This window comes from Vibrio sp. SBT000027, from assembly GCF_963894355.1.
In the GTDB taxonomy this organism is placed as follows: Bacteria; Pseudomonadota; Gammaproteobacteria; order Enterobacterales; family Vibrionaceae; genus Vibrio; species Vibrio splendidus.
Map to the genome: position 1 here is coordinate 611793 of NZ_CAWQGD010000001.1, position 18818 is coordinate 630610.

The window sequence follows — 18818 nt, forward strand, 5'->3', positions numbered from 1 at the left end:
CTCACAACGCTGCTGCTCTTGGGGTTAGATCTATGTTCCTTAAACAACCATCATCTAGCACCAATTTTGTCTGCATAAAGCTGGCGCATTCTGGGCTGTGCGTAACCAAAAGCACGGCAGTGTTGCCTTGTGTAGTGATTTCACTCAGCAGCTTCATAACCTCTAACCCTGCTTTTTGGTCGAGGTTGCCTGTGGGTTCGTCGGCAAGTAGTAGCTTAGGTTTATGGGCTAGCGCGCGCGCAATAGCGACTCGTTGTTGCTGACCGCCAGAGAGTGCAGATACGTGTCTTTCGAGTAGCTCACTGATGCCCAATGCATCAACTAAATAATCGCACCAGTCGCTCCATTTTTGTTGATTTAAATGGAGCGGGAAGGCGATGTTTTGTTTTACGTTGAGTGGGGTTAGTAAGTTGAACTGTTGAAAGATCACACCTAGTTTTTGATGGCGGAATCGGCTCCACTGTGGATCTTTCCAATTTGATGTGTTCTCGCCATCAAGCCACAATTCTCCACCGGATAGAGGTTCAAACCCCGCAATAATGTTAAGCAGAGTACTCTTTCCACTGCCACTCGCCCCAGTCAAAGCCACGCTTGCCCCTGTCGCCAAAGCGAAGTCGACATTGTCCAACACGTGATGGGTATTGTTGCCATCAACAAAGCTTTTGCTGGCATGTGTAAGTGTGACAATTGGGCTTTCCATTTCCTTTCCTTATAACCAAAACTTACCATCAAAAGGTGTCGTTACTTGTGGCAATTACCGAAGCGACAAGTTCTATAAAACTGTAGACAACAATTTCAAACAATAGAGCGATTTATATCGAATTATTAATAACTTGTACTGCAAAAAGAGGGAAATAGATCAGTGTGAGGAGGAATACAGTTGTTAGTGGGAGTTTTGAGCCACCTCGGAGGCTTTCGAACCTATCGTTAGATGGTTCGTGACCACGTTTAAGTGCAATAAATCATGGTTTAACGTGTTAAAGGTTTTCTTTATGAAAGTGTGTTGGGGGAGGAGGGGGGTAGTGCTGTTTCTCTAACTTGTTAATGCCCCCAAGTTTCTTAGAGTATTTATTCTCTTGTTTTTACCCACTTTAGTTAGCCAAGTTCAACTAATCATTATTTCATGTTTACTTGGTGGATTCTTATTACTGTCTCTGTGCAGACATTTCGTGTCCTCCCCTCTCCTGAGTTATACGCTTTGGTCTAAATAGGCAAGTATTCGCAATATCATTCAATCTATGTAAGTGGTGATTACAAGCTGTTCTAACAATTATAATTCCTTATTAATGAATGACTGTTTTTATAAGTTTCGGGCATTTGTGTTTAATAGTCCACAATATCAGTCACAAATCGGTCAATAACGGGCTTGATGGCGATTTCGTCACAGTTTTGCCATTTTTTCATTGGTAAATTAATAATCAAGCAAGCGGGAGACCATTATGAGAAGCCTACAAATTGTTGAACTAATAAATGATCAAAGAAGTGCAACCGTCGAAGAAATAGCAGAAGCCTTTAATGTTTCTGTGGAAACAATTCGTCGAGATTTAAAAAAGCTTGATGAATCGGGCGCACTTAAAAGAGTTCATGGTGGGGCTATTAGTGTTCAAGAAATTGATGAAGGTCTTTCTTTTCATGCGCGTTCTAAGGACTATATAGAAGAAAAGGAATTACTGGTAAGCAAAGCGTTAGATTATATTAAAGAAGAAATGGTAATAGGTTTAGATGCAAGTTCATCGAGTTGGTGTCTCGCTCGAGAGATTCCAAATATCAGTTGCACTATTATTACCAATTCTCTTCAGAATGTTATTGCCCTTGAAGGTAAAAGTAATATTAATGTAATTTGTACTGGTGGCAGTTATTCCGAGAAGTACAGTAGTTTCTATGGTCCACTAGCAGTGGAGACACTGGCTAATATGTCTTTGGACGTCTGCTTCTTTTCCTGCGTTGGGTTTGATTATGACTCAGGAGTTTGGGATTCAAATGAATATAACTATCAAATAAAAAGAAGTTTTATCGATATATCTGATCAAGTTATTCTAATTGCCGATAAATCTAAATACAAAAAAAGAAGTCTTCTTAAAATATGTGATAACGAATCGGTAGATGTAGTAATAACTGATTTGTAATAACGTGAAACAAAATAAACTTTAAAATAAAAATAAATAATTTAATTAATAAATAAGGATATCTTATGACTGATACTCTCAATATAAGTTCGTCTGAAACACAGAGGAATAATAAAGTAGAGGTAATACCAAAGGAAATTAAATTTGCTTTTTGGCTACTATGTTGTTGTTTTGCCATGTGGGGTTTGGCAAATAACATGACTGATGTACTTATTGCACAGTTTCGAAAAGTATTTACTTTAACCGATATGCAATCCGGTTTGGTACAAACGGCTTTCTATGGCGCTTATTTTTGTTTGGCTCTTCCCGCTGCGCTTTTCATACAGCGATACAGTTATAAAGCCGGAGTGCTTTTGGGCCTTGGATTGTTTGCAACCGGCGCACTGCTATTTTATCCCGCCGCGCAAGCAATGGAATATTTACCTTTCTTGCTGGCATTATTTGTTCTAGCTGGCGGTCTCTCCATTCTAGAAACAAGTGCCAACCCATACATATTAGCGATGGGTCCTGAAGAAACCGCAACTCGACGTCTAAATATTGCTCAAGCTTGTAACCCTATTGGTTCGATCACTGGGGTGTTAATTGGCAAATTTTACATCTTATCGCAACTAAACCCTGCAACGGATAGTGAACGTGCGGCCATGGCTGCTGACGAACTAGCGAAAATTCAATCTGACGAACTGTACGCAGTAATGATGCCCTATATGGGCGTAGCAGTTGTTATTGCTTTAATTTGGCTATTGATTCTTAAAACTAAGATGCCGGCCGCAAAGGACACAAGTACTACCGGTGAGTCTACATTTGGTCAGGCGTACCGCCGTATTGTCAAGCGAAGCCACTTCACCAAAGGCGTGTTAGCTCAGTTTTTCTATGTCGGTGCGCAAATTGGTTGTTGGTCATGGACTATTCGTTACGTGATGCAAGAAGTCGGCGGTACAGAAGCAGAAGCATCAACATACCTACTGACATCTATTGTGATTTTCTCTGTCATGCGCTGGGTTTGTGTCGCGCTGATGAAACACATTGAACCACAAAAACTACTTGCTGCTTTGGCTGCGATCGCTGCGATTTTAGTCGCTGTAATCATGGTAGTGGGTGGGTTAGCAGGAGCTTATGCACTAGTCGGTGTGTCTGCATGTATGTCTCTGATGTTCCCGACTATTTTTGGGCTATCACTGAGAGATTTAGGGTCTGATTCAAAGTTTGGTGGAAGCTTCTTAATCATGGCAATCCTGGGTGGTGCACTGCTAACCGCCATCATGGGGCAAATCTCAGATGCAGCAGGCATTGGTGCCGCATTTGTTATCCCATTCATTGGCTTCGTTTACCTAGTGTACTACGGCGCAAAAGGTTACCAAGTTAAGTAAAGAATTATCCACAGGGGCAGCATTAACCTGCCCCCTGAATTAAAGAAATAATAAGGAACATCAATGATGTCACAGTTAGTTAAAATCGGTATTCGTCCTACCATCGACGGTCGTCAAATGGGTGTACGCGAATCTCTTGAAGATCAAACTATGGGAATGGCTCAGCGCGCAGCTCATTTTATTCAAGAGAATATTCGCCATGCTAGCGGAGAGAAAGTGGAGTGTGTCCTTGCCGACTCTTGTATTGGTGGTGTAGCAGAATCTGCTGCGACGGCTGACAAATTTAAACGTGAAAATGTGGGCCTTGTACTGACAGTAACACCGTGTTGGTGTTATGGCACAGAAACCATTGATATGGACCCGCATACACCAAAAGCCATCTGGGGTTTCAATGGTACTGAGCGTCCAGGTGCAGTATACCTAGCCGCCGCGATGGCAGGCCACTCACAAGTGGGTTTACCGGCATTCTCAATTTACGGCAAAGAAGTGCAAGACGCAGGAGACGAGTCAATCCCAAGTGACGTACAGGACAAGATTCTTCGCTTCTGCCGTGCAGGTTTAGCCGTCGCGTCAATGCGCGGTAAATCTTATCTCTCGATGGGCTCTGTATCTATGGGCATCGCGGGCTCTGTGGTTAACCCTGAGTTCTTCCAGAAGTATCTGGGCATGCGTAATGAATATGTCGATATGACAGAAATCAAACGCCGTTTGGATCGAGAAGTCTATGACAAGAAAGAGTTTGAACTGGCACGTGCTTGGGTACGAGACTGGTGTAAAGAAGGTAAAGATTATAACGGCACCCCTTTCACCGAAGAGCGTAAAGCAGAGGATTGGGATACCGTCATTAAGATGACCATGATCATGCGCGATTTGATGCAAGGCAACCCAAAACTTGCAGAGCTAGGCTTTGGTGAAGAATCGCTAGGACACAATGCTATTCTGGCTGGCTTCCAAGGTCAGCGTCATTGGACCGATCATTTGCCCAATGGCGATTTTTCAGAGGCCATCTTGAACTCCTCATTTGATTGGAACGGCATTCGTGAACCAATCTGTGTGGCAACAGAAAACGACGCGTTGAACGGCGTAAATATGATGTTTGGTAAGCTACTGACGGGTGAGGCTCAGGTTTTCCATGATGTTCGTACCTACTGGTCTGAAGATGCGGTAGAGCGTGTGACAGGGACCCGCCCAGATTCCGGTTTCTTGCACCTGGTTAACTCTGGCTCAGCAGCGCTCGATGGGGCAGGTAAAGCGAGAACAGCTGATGGTAAGCCGGCGATGAAACCGCACTGGGAACTGACACAAGCCGACGTTGAAGCGTCTCTAAATGCAACGAAATGGTGCCCAGCCATTGAAGAATACTTCCGTGGGGGCGGCTTCTCGTCTCAGTTCCTAACTGAAGGTGGCATGCCATTTACTATGCATCGAATCAACATTATCTCGGGTATTGGTCCAGTGCTGCAAATTGCTGAGGGGCACTCTATCGAACTGCCAGAAGATGTTCATAACACCCTAAATGAGCGCACTAACGCGACTTGGCCAACGACCTGGTTCGTCCCTCGCTTGACTGGCCAAGGCGCATTTAAATCGGTTTATGACGTTATGGCAAACTGGGGCGCTAACCACTGTGTTATCACTTCAGGCCACGTTGGCGGCGATTTAATCTCTCTCGCTGCAATGCTGCGTATTCCGGTATCGATGCATAACGTGGATAGCCAAGACATCTTTCGTCCGCATACTTGGTCTGCATTTGGTCAGGATGTTGAGGGACAGGACTATCGCGCTTGTCAGAACTTCGGCCCTATCTATAAGTAATTCAATAGGTAACTAATTTTGCCTGCCCCAACTTGGGGTAGGCCTTAAAGGGGTGAGTTATGTCGATTGCTATTATTCTTGATTGCGGAGCCACCAACGTCCGCTCTATTGCGATTAACCAGCAAGGTGAAATTGTTGCGTCGCACTATATTGCTAATGAAACGCTACAGAATGGCACTAAACATGTTTGGGATTTTCAACAGATTTGGAAAAAGCTTGTTGAGTGTTCAAAGCAGGTAACGGCTCAAATTAATTCGACGGATATTGTTGCCGTTTCTGTCACTACCTTTGGAGTGGACGGGGCGCCCTTCGATAAAGATGGAAAGCAGATCTATCCCATTATTTCTTGGAAATGTGCTCGTACCGCGCCTGTGATGAGCCAGATCTCGCAAGATATTGACCGCGATGAACTGTATTTGACCAACGGCATCGGGGATTATTCGTTCAATACCTTATTCAAGCTTAAGTGGTTGAAAGACAACGAACCAAAAGTCTATAGCAATATGGATAAGTGGGTGTTTATTTCGTCGATGTTGACACAAAAGCTGACGGGCGAATTAACAACCGATCGAACGATGGCTGGCACGTCGATGATGACGGACCTAGACAGCGGTGACTGGAATGAAGGGGTATTACAGTACCTAGAGCTGACGAAGGCGCACTTTCCTCCCATGGTTGAAGCGGGCGAAATAGTGGGTTGTTTAAAAGACGATGTCGCCTTCCTGCTTGGCATTCCAAACAGAGTTCCAGTGATTTCAGCAGGTCACGACACTCAGTTTGCTTTGTTCGGCTCTGGTGCCAAAGAGAATCAGTCTTTCTTAAGCTCAGGGACTTGGGAGATCTTGATGGCTCGTTCGCCACGTCCTCAGTTAAAACCTGACTATCTCAAAGAGGGCATGACAACAGAGCTTGATGCTAAAAATGATTTGTTTAACCCAGCAATCCAATGGCTCTCTAGTGCAGTAATGGAATGGGTCGCCAACACCTACTTTACGGATATTGCCGAGAGCAGCAGTAAATACGCGGTGATGGTTTCGGAAGGGGAAGCGGCCCCTATCGGTGCAAATGGCGTTAGGTTCGATCCATCCTTTTTACTTGGTGGTGACGGTAAAGGAAATGGTGCGATTACTGGCCTGTCCATTAATGCCACAAGGGGCGAGATATACCGCGCCGCTCTAGAAGGACTGGCCTTCAAACTCAAGAGCAGTCTGCACTATCTTTCCACGACTTGTCGCTTAAATACCGAGTGTTTAATGGTGGTGGGTGGTGGGTCTAAAAATAGACTGTGGAACCAAATAAGAGCTGACGTTGTTGGCATCCCTATCCATGTGGTTGAACAGCCTGAAGCCACAGTGACGGGGGCAGCGATGTATGCCTTTGCAGGGGCTGGGGTATTTATTGATGCCAATCATGCCCAAGAAAATATGAAGCCTGCTTACCAAGTCATCACCCCGTCTGAGAGCCGTGAACAATACGCCCAGTTATTGGAGGAAATACACAATGCTTAAAGGAATCCATCCGGCAATAAGCCCAGAACTGCTTGCCGTATTAAGTCGAATGGGGCATGGCGATGAAATTCTGTTTGCCGACGCCCATTTTCCTGCGGAGACGTTTGGATCGCATGTGGTGCTAAGAGCCGATGGCGTGAATATCGATACGCTGTTAGAGGGCACAATACCGCTATTTGAGCTCGACGTGTACTGCCAAAGCCCGCTGATCATGATGCAAGCAGTAGAGGGTGACCAGCTCGACCCAACAGTTGAATCGAAATACATGACGGCAATCACAAAGACCACGAAAGACAAGCCTGCATTAGAACACATGGATCGTTTTGATTTTTACGACCGCGCCGAAAAATGCTTTGCAGTTGTACTGACGGGCGAAACCGCTAAATACGGAAACATCATTTTAAAGAAAGGCGTAACGCCAGCTTAAGGAAGTAATACGATGACAATAACAAGAAATGAACTAGCACAAGACATTATCGATACATGCTTAGAGATGACTAAGCTGGGATTAAACCAAGGCACCGCAGGTAATGTCTCGGTGCGCTATGAAGGTGGTTTATTGATCACTCCAACGGGTATTGAATATGAGAATCTGACACCGGAAAAGATCGTTTTTGTAAGCGAATCCGGAGAATTTGAGGAAGGCAAAATTCCATCAAGCGAATGGGCTTTCCACCTAACCTGCTACCAAGCGAGAGAGGATTGCCATGCCGTTGTTCACAACCACGCCATTAACGCGACAGCAGTGTCTATACTCAATCGTCCAATCCAGGCGATCCACTATATGGTTGCAGCATCGGGCGCGGCAGAAATACCTTGTGTACCTTATGCTACCTTTGGCTCTCCTAAGTTGGCTGATTATGTAGATGCTGGCATTCGTCAAAGTAAATCTATTCTTCTTCAACACCATGGCATGATCACCGTTGGTGAAAATCTGAAGAAAGCATTGTGGTTAGCACATGAAACCGAGGTATTGGCTGAGCTTTATCTCAAGTGTGCAGCGATTCAGCCAGACGTTCCAGTGCTTCCAAACCAAGAGATGGATCATGTACTCGATAAGTTCAAGACGTATGGATTGCGAGTTGAGAAGTAATTGATATCGGCCCGATCCGTCGGGCTCTTACCGTAAAGGAATGACTATGGTGTTTGCATTAAATTTACCAAAACTATCATTATCCGGCGTAGGTGCGGTGGCAGAATCTGTTGCAGTGTTGGACTGTCGACCCGTAAAAAAAGCAATGATAGTGACAGATAAAAACCTTATTGAATTGGGGATATTAGATTCTCTTTATTGTGCACTCGATGATAAAGGGTTCGATTATGTCACCTTTGATAAGGTCACCCCTAACCCGACCGTTAGTTTGGTTAATCAAGGTGCTGAGTTTTACCAACAGAGCGGGTGCGATTGTTTGATTGCGGTTGGTGGCGGTAGCCCTATTGATTGTGCGAAAGCGATTCGTATTGTCACATCAAATGAAGGCGAAATCACCGATTATAATGGGGTCGGCCTGGTTAAGAATAGCGGTGCGTTCTTTATTGCTATTAATACAACGGCGGGAACAGCGGCGGAGATGACGTCCAATTCGGTGATTACCGATGAGAAGAATCTCGTTAAGATGGTGATCGTCGACACCAAACAGATTCCAGATGTTGCGGTTAACGACCCATCATTGATGGTTGGTTTGCCTGCCTCTGTTACCGCTGCAACGGGTATGGATGCGCTGACCCATGCCATTGAGTCGGTTGTGACTCCTGGCGCCCATCGTTTAACACTTCCGACCGCACTCGAGGCGGTTAAGCTAATTGCCAAATGGCTGCCTATGGCAGTAAAGGATGGAGCGAACATAGAAGCTCGGTCGGCACTTGCTGATGCGCAATTTTTAGCGGGGATGTCGTTCAACTCAGCCGGATTAGGCGCGGTTCATGCGTTGTCACATCAGCCTTCGGCAACACACAACCTAGCGCATGGCGTTTGTAATGCTATCTTGCTGCCTGTGGTGAGCGCATTCAATGCTCAAACGGTTCCAAGTGCGTTTAGGGAAGTAGCTGAAGCGATGGGTGGGGATACGTCTCAGTTAGACGACACTAATGCAGCCCTATTAGCGGTGGACCTGATTTGCACGTTGTCTCGTGAAGTGGGTATCCCTTCTGGGCTGGCTCATCTTGGGGTTAAGCATGCGGATATTGATGGTTGGGTTCAAAAAGCCATGGATGATGTTTGTATGGGAGGCAACCCAAGAACGTTGACCAGTGAAGACGTTTATCACCTTTACGAGTTGGCGTTATAGCAACCGTGTAGTGGTACTGTAGTGGCTGAGTGAATTTGGCCACTTGATTGGAGGTTTGCAATACTTGAAGTGATTCATAAATCACTAATTTAGGAAACTCGCTGAGAAGATTTTGTCCAACTATGAGTTGGCCTTTGCAGATCATTCATCCAATATTAACCGTTTTACTCAGTACAGATGTGGTGTTGGAAAATGGGAACAAAAACGACCTAACCACGCTCCAAGCATCGTTAAGTCGTTATTGGTTTGAGGTCAGGGCTTAATTGAGCGCTTTGATCAGAGTGATTTCGCGTTTGATTTGCTTACTCTCTTGCTCAGTCGCCTGCGCCAGTTTCTTTTCGCGTGTGGTTATGGCTGCTTGTTTGGCTTCGTCAGATTTGAACATCAGTTCTTTTACGTTGATAGAAGCGATGTTTGTGTAGCGGCCATCGTCACTGGTCGGGATTGATATAGTTTCATCATTAATCAATGACTTTACGATCTCTCGCTGTTCATTGTAACGGCTCTCTAAACCAGAAAGTGCCCATCGCTGCTGAGTTTTACCTTCATACTGACCGCTCTTTTCTTCTTTAAGATACTTGATAGTCATGTTACGGATCGTGCCTGCTTCTTCTCCATACTCTGCTTCCGTATCAAAGAGTACAGGGAACGATTCACCTTCTAGCACGCCGCCTTTCTTGGTTAGATGACCCATTCGATAGCTATTCATACCAATACGGATTTCTGTTTGATCAGTAACCGGTGTGCCATCTGCAAACGCAAGGTTGGTGATGCGTGTACCTGCAGGTTGAGTGAGGTCTATGGTATAAGTTACGCCTGCGAAGAAGTCATTGGTTGAGTATTTTGATGCTCTACGGTCAGGGTTAAAGCTGTAGGTTACATCGCCAGGTTGCACTGAGTTGAAGTAGCCCGCAGACCATTCCATGTAGGTTCTTAACTCTTTGCCTGTCATCTGGTAGACAGTGATTTCGCCACCCGCGTATTGGTAGTTGTACGCGATGTCTTTGGCTTTAATTGGGCCAACATCGAGCTCTGCATTGTCGTTGTCTATTTGAAGTGCGATGACATTGGCTTTGGGTGCATAGAAGAAGCTCGCTTCTTGGTATAGCGCACTGATGCCGGTGTCTTGAACGTGGACTTGAGGGATACCGCGGATTTCGTTTTCTGGGACTAAATCAACGCCGGTAAGCTGAGCGACAGGTCTGTTCGCCATTTCTCGGAGTTGTTTGTGATAAGGCTGGTATAACTCGTCCATATTCTCATCAGAATCTATACCTTTAATTTTATAGGTGAAGCTGTCTTTGTTGACGAGAGTGAATTTACCATCGCGCTCTTCAAATTGAAGATCAATACGAGATAGGGCTCGGCCATATTTGTCGGGCTCAGTAATAATAACGCCATTCACAACAGCCTTATCTATACGAGTGTGCATGTGGCCAGCAACAATGGCATCAAGCTCTGGGTTTGCGTTGGCAATGTCGGTGACACCGGTGTCGGCAATGTCATTCTCGTTCTCAATTCCCATATGGGCAACCAATACGATAGCATCCACTTTATCATCAATCTCTTTGACGATTTTCTTCACTTCCAAGGTTGGATTAGTGAAAGTGACGCCTTCTAAACGGTTTGTACCTTGCGCAAAGACCTCCGTCATTGGGGTATCCATTCCGATCACGCCGATCTTAATGCCACCGCGTTCTAGAATGGTGTAACCCGGTAAGAATGGATTTCCGTTTTTGTTCTTGATGTTGCCGCCGAGAGACTGCCCTTTAAATTGGGTAACGGCTCTGTTGAGTGTTTTAAGGCCAAAGTCGAATTCGTGGTTACCTAAAACCCATACATCGTATTTCATGTGATTAAAGCCAAGCATCATTGGATCAACAGGCTCGTCTTTGAAGGTTTCCACGAAGTTGCCTTGGATGGTGTCGCCAGCATCGACAAGGATAATGTTAGATTGCTCTTTGCGGATCTCACCAACCTTGGTCGCGATTTGGCTCAAGCTACCACGAGTGTTGAGTTTATCTGCCGCGTAATCCCACGCCATAAAATGACCGTGGATATCTGAAGTACCCAGTATCGTGACATCGTGTATGTCGCCATCATCTGCAAAGGTGGGAAAGGCTAGAGAGAGTAGGATGGCGCTTGATAGTATGTGTCTTTTCATAAGTATGTTCACATCGTGGTTTTAAGTATGACGCTACCATATAGAATCGAGATTACCTTATGGGTGATCAGTGTCATATTTATAGTGATATAACTTACTGATGTTTCAAATAAATGTGATTCATGACCATCTCGTAACCACTTAAATTATGGAGAAACGCATTACAACTCTTTACTGCGTTCTCAATACTCAATTCCTTGAATCAAACTTTCTCAGTGAATCAATTTCCGTAAGCACTTCTGTCTTTGTTTAAGGTGATTGGGTTATCCCGCCATTTCCAATGCTTCTTAGCGCGGTCTTAATATTTCTATTATTAACTATGTCTTTAATTTATTGTTATGTTATAACGTAACAATAAATGTTGTTTTTGGATGTTCGGTGGGAATTTGAATAAACCTGTATTGTCTGTGCGCGGGCTCTGCGCTGATGGCTTGGCTAACTGGAGGGCCGTCTCCGATGTGACATTTGATGTGAACGACGGTGAATGCGTTGCCATCATTGGGCCTAATGGAAGTGGAAAGTCCAGTTTGCTGAAAGGCATTACAGGCGAATACAAAGCCGTCGCAGGTGAGTTGATGTTGTCTGGCATTGCACTTGGAAGCCTTGAGCGGCAGCAGATAGCCAAGCAAGTCGCGGTGGTTACTCAACATGAGCATGTTGATCCTCGTTTGAGTGTTGCTGAGTATGTTGGCTTAGGCCGAACTCCTCATACATTTTGTTGTAGTGCAAAAGAGCACAAACGAGCGGTTCAGCAGGCGATGCAAGATGTTGGGCTTGTTCACAAAAGCCAGCGGTGCTTTGGTGAGCTGTCCGGTGGTGAACAGCAACGTGCAAGTATTGCTCGCGCCTTTGCACAAGAGCCTAGGCTTTTACTCTTAGACGAACCCACAAACCACCTTGATCCTCTCGCTCGCCTTGAACTTCTGAGCCTAATTAAACAACGCGGCATTGCGTCTGTTGTGGTGCTGCATGATTTACCTTTGGTAGCGCCATTCGCCGACAAAGTCTTGTTGATGTCACACCAAAAGATGGTGGCGTTCTCAGCCCCAGATACCGTGATGCAAGACCGATACATGATCCCTGTTTTTGGATTGCGCGTTCTCACGTTCAATCATCCTAATCTATGCAGCACCATCCATCATTTTGAAGCTGCATCAACTTACTCAACTCACTTAACTCTCTCTAATCACTCTTTAATAGGAGCAGCCCAATGAAGTGGCCTGTAATTTCCAGTCTTTTGTTTCTTTTACCTTTCTCTTTTGCGCATGCGACAAGCACTCAATACCCAGTGACGGTTGATAACTGTGGGAGCCCACTGACCATTGAAAAGCGGCCCTCGCGTGTGGTTGTACACGACATCAATATGACCGAGATGGCGTTTGCTCTTGGTCTTCAAAAGGAGATGGTGGGCGTTACGGGCATTACTGGGTGGTACAAGATGTCGAGTTCGTTTGAAGAACGTTTAGGAGATATTCCTGAGCTTGCACCGAAGTATCCTTCATTAGAAACATTGATTGCTGCTGATGCTGACTTCTTTTTCGCTGGCTGGAATTACGGAATGAAAGTGGGCGGTGAAGTGACGCCTCAAACACTGAAGCCATATGGGATTGATACCTTAGTGCTCTCTGAGAGTTGCATTCATACCCAAGACCAAAAAGAAGGTGCGACAATGGATCTGCTTTATGGCGATATGAAAAAGTTAGGCGTTATTTTTGACAAGCAACTAGAGGCCGAGGCTTTGGTAAACAGCTGGAAAGAGAGAGTTGAAAAAGTAGCAGAAAAGCAGAAAGCATCAGGTAAGCCGAGCCCAAAAGTGTTCTTGTTTGATTCGGGGGAAGACAAGCCTTTCACCGCAGGTAAGTACGGAATGCCAAACGCAATGATTGAAGCTGCTGGTGGTCAAAATATCACAGGCAATATGGAAGCTAGTTGGGCTCGAACCTCTTGGGAGAATGTCGCTCGTGAAAACCCAGATGTGATTATTCTTCTGGATTACCAATCGGCGAGTGGTGCCGATTCGTTGCAACGTTTCTTAGAAGCCCATCCGTTGATGAAATACACCAATGCGGTCACTTCTGGTCGTTATGTCAAACTGCGTTATGAGCAACTCACCCCTGGGCCTGCCAATATCGATGCTATTGAGAAACTTGCAGAGGCGTTCGTTTCTGAGTGATCGGGAAAGTTGTTAGATGAAAGCTTGTTATTGATAAGAGTAGTAGTCCTTTGATTTTATTTGATAAATATCGAGCAGCATGGCTAACAGGTATCACTGCCATGCTGCTCGCCTTCATGATGAGTTTACAATTTGGCTCGGTCCCTTTGTCTTTTAAGGAAGTGATTGTAGGGCTGAGCTCTTTCACTGATCCAACGCCGGATATGACCAGTCGAATACTGATCGATCTAAGGTTACCTAGAGCATTGTTAGCGGTTATCGCGGGTGCAGGGCTGGCGATGGTTGGAGCGTTGCTTCAAACCTCGACACGAAATGATCTGGCGGATCCGTTTCTGTTTGGCTTGTCATCTGGCGCGTCTGCTGGTGCGGTGTTGGTGATCACCAAAGTGGGAGACGCTCTGGGTGTTTGGTCACTGCCACTGGCTGCATTCTCGGGTGGTATTGTGTCGGCGACCGCTGTTCTGATTCTGTTTTCGATGCAGAAGAAAAAGGGCAATGACAACTTGATCTTGTGTGGTTTGGCGATCTCATTTCTATTCGGCGCCATCACGAGTTTTTTGATCTATTCAGGCGACCAGAGAGCGGCGAGTTCGATTTTGTTCTGGACGATGGGAGGCTTAGGGCTCGCACGTTGGGATAATTTGATTTTTGCCTTGGCGGGCGTGTTATGTCTGATTGCGTTAATTTTCAAGCGTTATCGCGAGCTTGATACTTTGTTAGTGAGTGAACAGACGACAAGCTCACTGGGGATCAACGTACACCGCCTACAAAGCGAGATTTTTCTCTGTTGTGCGTTTTGCACAGCGTCGATTGTATCGATGACCGGAGTGGTCGGCTTTATTGGCTTGATGGTACCCCACTTAGTACGACCATTTTCAGGTGTCACTCACAAGCGAGCTCTGCCTTTGGTTGCCTTATGGGGCGCGGTGCTTTTACTGTTTGGGGATGTGATTAGCCGAACCATATTAGCGCCACAAGAACTGCCAGTAGGTATTGTGACAGCAGCGCTTGGCGGGTTATTCGTTCTGTATCTTGTTTGGCGTAAATAGTGTGTGCTCAATTCCACCAAACTACACAGGCAGTAAGACGATCTTGCCCTCTAGGCGTGTGGTTTTCGATTCAATGAGATCAATCGCGGTTTGCACTTCATCGAATGGCAGATAGCGGTCAACGTCGAGCTGAATATCGTTTGTGATGAAGTGATCTAGCATAGTCGTGAACTTTTCACGGCGAACATCTTTACCTTCCGCTTCTTCCCAATAACGTAAGAAGAAGGTGCTGAAATCGATGTGTTGGCTTTTCGCGTACTCAAAGAAGCGTGGCTCGTAAAAATCCAACGACAGCGTCCCATAGTTGATAAAGCGCCCGTTGTTGCCAAGGGTGTGGATAAGATCGGTTCCGGGTGAGCCGCCAATCGCATCAAAGGCAACGGTTGGCATAGGCAAGTCTAACGCCTTAATTTGAGAAACTAGATCAGCGTTCGTATCTAATATCCAGTTGGTGGTAGTTGGGTATCGTTTCGGTTGTGATGTAACGATAATGATTTTGAAGCCGAGTGATACTGATAATTGCGAAAAGATCTTACCTATGGCTGAACTGCCAGCGTTGATGATCAACACATCTTCTTGGTTCAGCTTGGTTACCTCTGTCGTTAGCACCCATGCGGTTAGCGCATTAATGTACAACTGACAGGCGTAACCATTTTCTAGATGCTGAGGAATTTGGAACAGATCATCTGGTGATACATCGACATAGTTCTGCCATGTTCCACTGGTTGCCACAAGCACACGCTGGTTTACTGCAAACTCAGCATTGCTGGATTCTATAACCCTTCCTACCGCTTCAAATCCCGGTACTCTCGGCGGCTGGTGGCTATGTTTGTATTGGCCCACACCATAAATCGACAACAGATCACTAGGGTTGATGTTAGTGGCTTCAATGTGTACGCGAACTTTATCTTTGTCTAGTGCCCCTAAAGCGACATGTTCTAACTTGAGAGATTCTTTTGGCTGACCGAAACGGAACTGGCTAATTCGGGTATTTTGCTTAGTGTCAGTCATAGTTCGGATACCTTTATGGGTTATGAGTACTGCATTGATTTTAAGTGTAGCGTGTTCATAAACAATCTTGGGTCGGTAATATTGCTCAACATCGATGTTGTTGGCAATCGATTGTTCAAATTGAAATTAGTTAACCAAAAGTTGACCAACACCTATCTACAATGATTCCTAGTTTAATAACTAGGAGTTAATAAAGATGAACGTGCCTGAAGTAATGTCTAAGTGGAAAACATTGCTGGCTCTGACCATGGCCTTGTTTGCTCTTAAGTTTGATCTACTTCTGATTTGGGGGCTATTTTGCTGGTTTTGGGGATGGGAAAATCTTCGCGCAAAAGAAGCCTTCTTTGTTGAACGTATTGAGCTAAAAGAACATCCAGTTTTGTTTACCTTAATCATCATCAGTTGGTTTGTGATGGGAGGGGTATATTTCTATATGGACAATAGAGTCTTTGAGTTTTTTAGCTCTTTGTAGCAAAGCAAAATTTAATAATTAGGATACGTTATGAAAATCTATTTAATTAAAGCGTCTGCTGGCAGCGATTACTCAAAATACAAAGCCTCTACGGGGGGACCTCCACAAAACATCTTTGCCGCCGCTGCTGCGACACCAAAGTGGTACAAGTTAGATATGGTTGATGAGACCATAGGTGAAAAAGCCGACCTTTATAATGATGCTGATTTGGTGGTGATATTTATGTCGACTCCAGATGCTTATCGGGCTTACGAGCTAGCTTCTAAATATAAGAAAAAAGGCAAAACAGTCATACTCGGGGGGTTACATACTCAGTTTAACCCTTCAGAAGCGGCAGTATATGCGGATTGTTTGGCGATGGGAGAAGTTGAGAACTACTGGGTTCAGTTACTACGTGACGCAGAGTTTGGTTCGCTACAGCCTATTTATGAAAGCTCCGAGCCTGTCGATCTCAGTATGCTCAATCCATACCCAACAAATATCATCAATCCTGAAGCGTACAATTATACATGGTCAGTAGTTGTGACAAGAGGTTGCCCATTTAAATGTAACTTCTGTTTAGTGCCAAGGTTCTTTGATAAGTTCCAGAAAAGGCCAATCGAAAATATCGTCAGCGAGTTAGCGGATCTCAAGACATTAGGTATTGAGTGGGTTGAGTTACACTCCGACAATCTCACTCATGACCGTGAATATGCTTTGGCACTATTTAAAGCCATTGAGCCGCTTAACATGAGCTTCTATGGGGAAACGACAGTCTTGATTGCTCGTGACACCGAATTGCTTAGTGCTGCGGTGAAGTCAGGGTTCAAAGCTGTATTATTAGGCATAGAAACGCCATCTGAAGAGGCTTTAAAGGCTCAGAAAAAAGGCTTTGTGAAACCATCTAAAATGAAAGAGTACATCGCTGAGATAAGATCTCATGGTATTGAAGTATGGGGAGATTTTTTGTTCGGTTTTGATGAACATGACACTTCTATCTTCAAACAAACGCAGAAGTTCGTCGAAGATATCAAGGTTGATAAGGTGATCCCACACTACATGATTCCGTTTCCCGGTTCGGAGTCTTTTAATCAGCTAGAGCGTGAAGGGCGACTTCTTACTAAAGATTGGTCCAAGTACGATGGTAGCCATCCGGTTTATCAGCCCAGTCGTATGAGCGTTGAAGAGCTAGAGGAAGGCTTGTATTGGATTTGGAGAAAGAATGCGAGCTTGAAAGAACGAGTTTTTGCATGGTTCAATTAAAATTTGTTCTGGATACATGGAATGAAAATCGCGAAGGTTCATAAATAAGTTTTACTATTCGGAATCCCTGACTGAGTCAGTACACTTTAAAGGCTCCATGTGGAGCCTTTGCATCAAGTCTTTGACGTAGCGGTGAAACCCCGCGATCAAAAGCCATAGCTTTGTTTGATTGGATCGCAGACTAGTTTATATTTAGCATCCGCAGCTTCTTTGCCGGCAAATTCTAACATCGCTTCTGAATAACCCATTGCAGTGCCGAACTCTTCCATTATATAAGGATCTTCTTTGACACTCACTGTGCGATCTTTCGATAGCTCGACAATAAACTTAGCGTAATCTTGGTCTTTATCTAAGCCTGCAGCCCAACCAAAACAGTGAGCCGCATCTTGCTTAGGGAATTCGTTAAAATCTTCACCATTCACTTCGGCTAAAGCAGCACCCGAAACAAGTGCTGTAAGTAGTGACATGCTAGTAATCAATTTTTTCATATTGCTTATCTCGAATATTGAATATGAAGCTATCTTATTGCGAGCGCTATGAAATAAATGTGAACATATTTGTTATTATTTTCAAGTCATGTGACTTTTGATGTAACTGTTTTCATCGTTTACGAGCACAACATCGATTTCAAATGCAGCGTGTTCATAAACAATCTTGGATCGGTAATATTGCTCAACATGGCTGGTGTTGGTAAACAGTCATCATCAACGTAGTCGACATAGTCTGCCGCCGAATCAAAGATCAAAATATCCAAAGCCAAACGATCCAAGCCATATCGGCCTCGGTGGATCATATCCGCTGAAAAAACCAATAAGTCACCGGCGGCTAATGGTATCTGCTTACCACCAGAGATGTCATCGCTGCTCACTTTGCCGTTTTCTTCTTGGCGAACATTGTACTCTTCTTCGTTGTCCCAACGCTTGTGTGTGCCAGGGATAAGTTCCATACCTGGCTCATCAAAAATGGGCACTCGCAGATGCAATACCTGGGTTTCCATGATGACTTTCATTTGGTCATCAACGTCGTAGTCGTATTGACAGTCACGATGCCAGAAGTCTTTTTGTTGCGGATTTACTGGGTTGAAGAACAGCTGTGTATTCATGAATGCCGGTTTGTTCGGAATCACCGCATCAACCACGTTCATCACTTGTTTCGAGCTGATGAAGTCGAAAAGCACGCTTCTATCGTCGGCGAGCAAATATTCGCTTCCCGTAATTAAAGACGAGTTAAATGCTTCTTCTTTATAGAATTCTTCGTTGTCTGCTTTCCATGATTCATGAAATTTCAGCACGACTTTTCTAAGCGATGCAATTTGAGCTTCATCGAAATAATTTCTGATAACAAAGTAACCATGTTCGTCGTAACGGTCACTTAATTGTTGGCTGTTTTCTACCACTGATTACCTTCGTTCATTCTTTGCTGTGTAATAACCACAGATTTCTTGGGCGCATAATGCCAGACAGTCGCCATTCAACCAAGTAACGAGTGCAGAAGCCTGTAGATTCCGTGATGCTATGAAGCCATGTGTGGACGAGTTTTACATGTCTATTCAGATCATGGACTCATGCGACAAGAATCTCTGCATATGTGATCCATCCCTTAT

Annotated in this window: 17 protein-coding genes and 1 pseudogene; 12 read left to right on the forward strand and 6 right to left on the reverse strand. The window is 44.7% G+C overall.

Going from position 1 to position 18818, the window contains the following annotated elements:
* Position 1: 1 nt before the first annotated feature.
* The gene (locus AACU28_RS02575; protein WP_121602278.1) at positions 2-700 is read right to left on the reverse strand and encodes an ABC transporter ATP-binding protein; all 699 of its coding nucleotides are present in this window, start codon (positions 698-700) and stop codon (positions 2-4) included.
* A 739-nt stretch (positions 701-1439) separates the two neighbouring features.
* Here AACU28_RS02575 and AACU28_RS02580 point away from each other — a divergent pair.
* The 7 genes from AACU28_RS02580 to AACU28_RS02610 all read left to right on the forward strand — a co-directional run bounded on the left by AACU28_RS02580 (position 1440) and on the right by AACU28_RS02610 (position 9104).
* On the forward strand, positions 1440-2126 hold the full coding sequence (locus tag AACU28_RS02580; RefSeq protein WP_048662208.1) for a DeoR/GlpR family DNA-binding transcription regulator: 687 nt from the start codon (positions 1440-1442) through the stop codon (positions 2124-2126).
* 197 nt (positions 2127-2323) lie between these two features.
* The gene (fucP, locus tag AACU28_RS02585) at positions 2324-3493 is read left to right on the forward strand and encodes an L-fucose:H+ symporter permease (protein WP_017059999.1); all 1170 of its coding nucleotides are present in this window, start codon (positions 2324-2326) and stop codon (positions 3491-3493) included.
* Between the two features lie 66 nt (positions 3494-3559).
* Positions 3560-5308 (forward strand): L-fucose isomerase, encoded by a 1749-nt coding sequence (locus tag AACU28_RS02590; RefSeq protein WP_029236428.1) that lies wholly within the window; start codon positions 3560-3562, stop codon positions 5306-5308.
* A 59-nt stretch (positions 5309-5367) separates the two neighbouring features.
* Entirely contained in the window at positions 5368-6816 is a 1449-nt protein-coding gene (fucK, locus tag AACU28_RS02595) for an L-fuculokinase (RefSeq protein ID WP_017059997.1), read from the forward strand.
* Positions 6809-7243 carry an L-fucose mutarotase gene (gene fucU, locus AACU28_RS02600; protein ID WP_121602280.1) on the forward strand — a complete coding sequence of 145 codons (435 nt, stop codon included), beginning with the start codon at positions 6809-6811 and terminating at the stop codon, positions 7241-7243. Before fucK ends, fucU begins: the two co-directional genes overlap by 8 nt.
* 18 nt (positions 7244-7261) lie before the next feature.
* Entirely contained in the window at positions 7262-7909 is a 648-nt protein-coding gene (locus AACU28_RS02605; protein WP_029236427.1) for an L-fuculose-phosphate aldolase, read from the forward strand.
* Positions 7910-7955: 46 nt separating this feature from the next.
* Entirely contained in the window at positions 7956-9104 is a 1149-nt protein-coding gene (locus AACU28_RS02610; RefSeq protein WP_121602281.1) for an iron-containing alcohol dehydrogenase, read from the forward strand.
* A gap of 259 nt (positions 9105-9363) precedes the next feature.
* Here AACU28_RS02610 and AACU28_RS02615 read toward each other — a convergent pair whose 3' ends face one another.
* The gene (locus tag AACU28_RS02615) at positions 9364-11268 is read right to left on the reverse strand and encodes a bifunctional metallophosphatase/5'-nucleotidase (protein WP_121602282.1); all 1905 of its coding nucleotides are present in this window, start codon (positions 11266-11268) and stop codon (positions 9364-9366) included.
* A gap of 371 nt (positions 11269-11639) precedes the next feature.
* Between AACU28_RS02615 and AACU28_RS02620 the strand changes: the two genes are divergently transcribed.
* The 3 genes from AACU28_RS02620 (at position 11640) to AACU28_RS02630 (ending at position 14490) form a co-directional block, all read left to right on the forward strand.
* A complete protein-coding gene (locus tag AACU28_RS02620) occupies positions 11640-12482 on the forward strand; it encodes an ABC transporter ATP-binding protein (protein WP_121602283.1) in 843 nt (280 codons plus the stop codon).
* A complete protein-coding gene (locus AACU28_RS02625) occupies positions 12479-13441 on the forward strand; it encodes an ABC transporter substrate-binding protein (RefSeq protein WP_102561624.1) in 963 nt (320 codons plus the stop codon). Before AACU28_RS02620 ends, AACU28_RS02625 begins: the two co-directional genes overlap by 4 nt.
* Before the next feature lie 101 nt (positions 13442-13542).
* Positions 13543-14490 (forward strand): FecCD family ABC transporter permease, encoded by a 948-nt coding sequence (locus tag AACU28_RS02630; RefSeq protein WP_017081412.1) that lies wholly within the window; start codon positions 13543-13545, stop codon positions 14488-14490.
* Between the two features lie 21 nt (positions 14491-14511).
* Here the strand turns inward: AACU28_RS02630 and AACU28_RS02635 are convergent, their stop codons facing one another.
* Complete coding sequence (locus AACU28_RS02635; protein ID WP_121602284.1) at positions 14512-15501, reverse strand: zinc-dependent alcohol dehydrogenase family protein; 990 nt, start codon at positions 15499-15501, stop codon at positions 14512-14514.
* Positions 15502-15521: 20 nt separating this feature from the next.
* A pseudogene (locus tag AACU28_RS24550) lies at positions 15522-15608 on the reverse strand (phytanoyl-CoA dioxygenase family protein); the annotation flags it as partial.
* 89 nt (positions 15609-15697) lie between these two features.
* On the opposite strand from AACU28_RS24550, the gene AACU28_RS02640 reads away from it, so the two are divergent.
* On the forward strand, positions 15698-15973 hold the full coding sequence (locus AACU28_RS02640) for a hypothetical protein (protein ID WP_076649390.1): 276 nt from the start codon (positions 15698-15700) through the stop codon (positions 15971-15973).
* Between the two features lie 30 nt (positions 15974-16003).
* Entirely contained in the window at positions 16004-17215 is a 1212-nt protein-coding gene (locus AACU28_RS02645; RefSeq protein WP_076649392.1) for a B12-binding domain-containing radical SAM protein, read from the forward strand.
* A 146-nt stretch (positions 17216-17361) separates the two neighbouring features.
* Here AACU28_RS02645 and AACU28_RS02650 read toward each other — a convergent pair whose 3' ends face one another.
* Positions 17362-17703, reverse strand: a complete 342-nt coding sequence (locus tag AACU28_RS02650; RefSeq protein WP_017081414.1) for a hypothetical protein — start codon at positions 17701-17703, stop codon at positions 17362-17364.
* Positions 17704-17822: 119 nt separating this feature from the next.
* On the reverse strand, positions 17823-18611 hold the full coding sequence (locus AACU28_RS02655) for a phytanoyl-CoA dioxygenase family protein (protein WP_017081873.1): 789 nt from the start codon (positions 18609-18611) through the stop codon (positions 17823-17825).
* Positions 18612-18818: the final 207 nt, after the last annotated feature.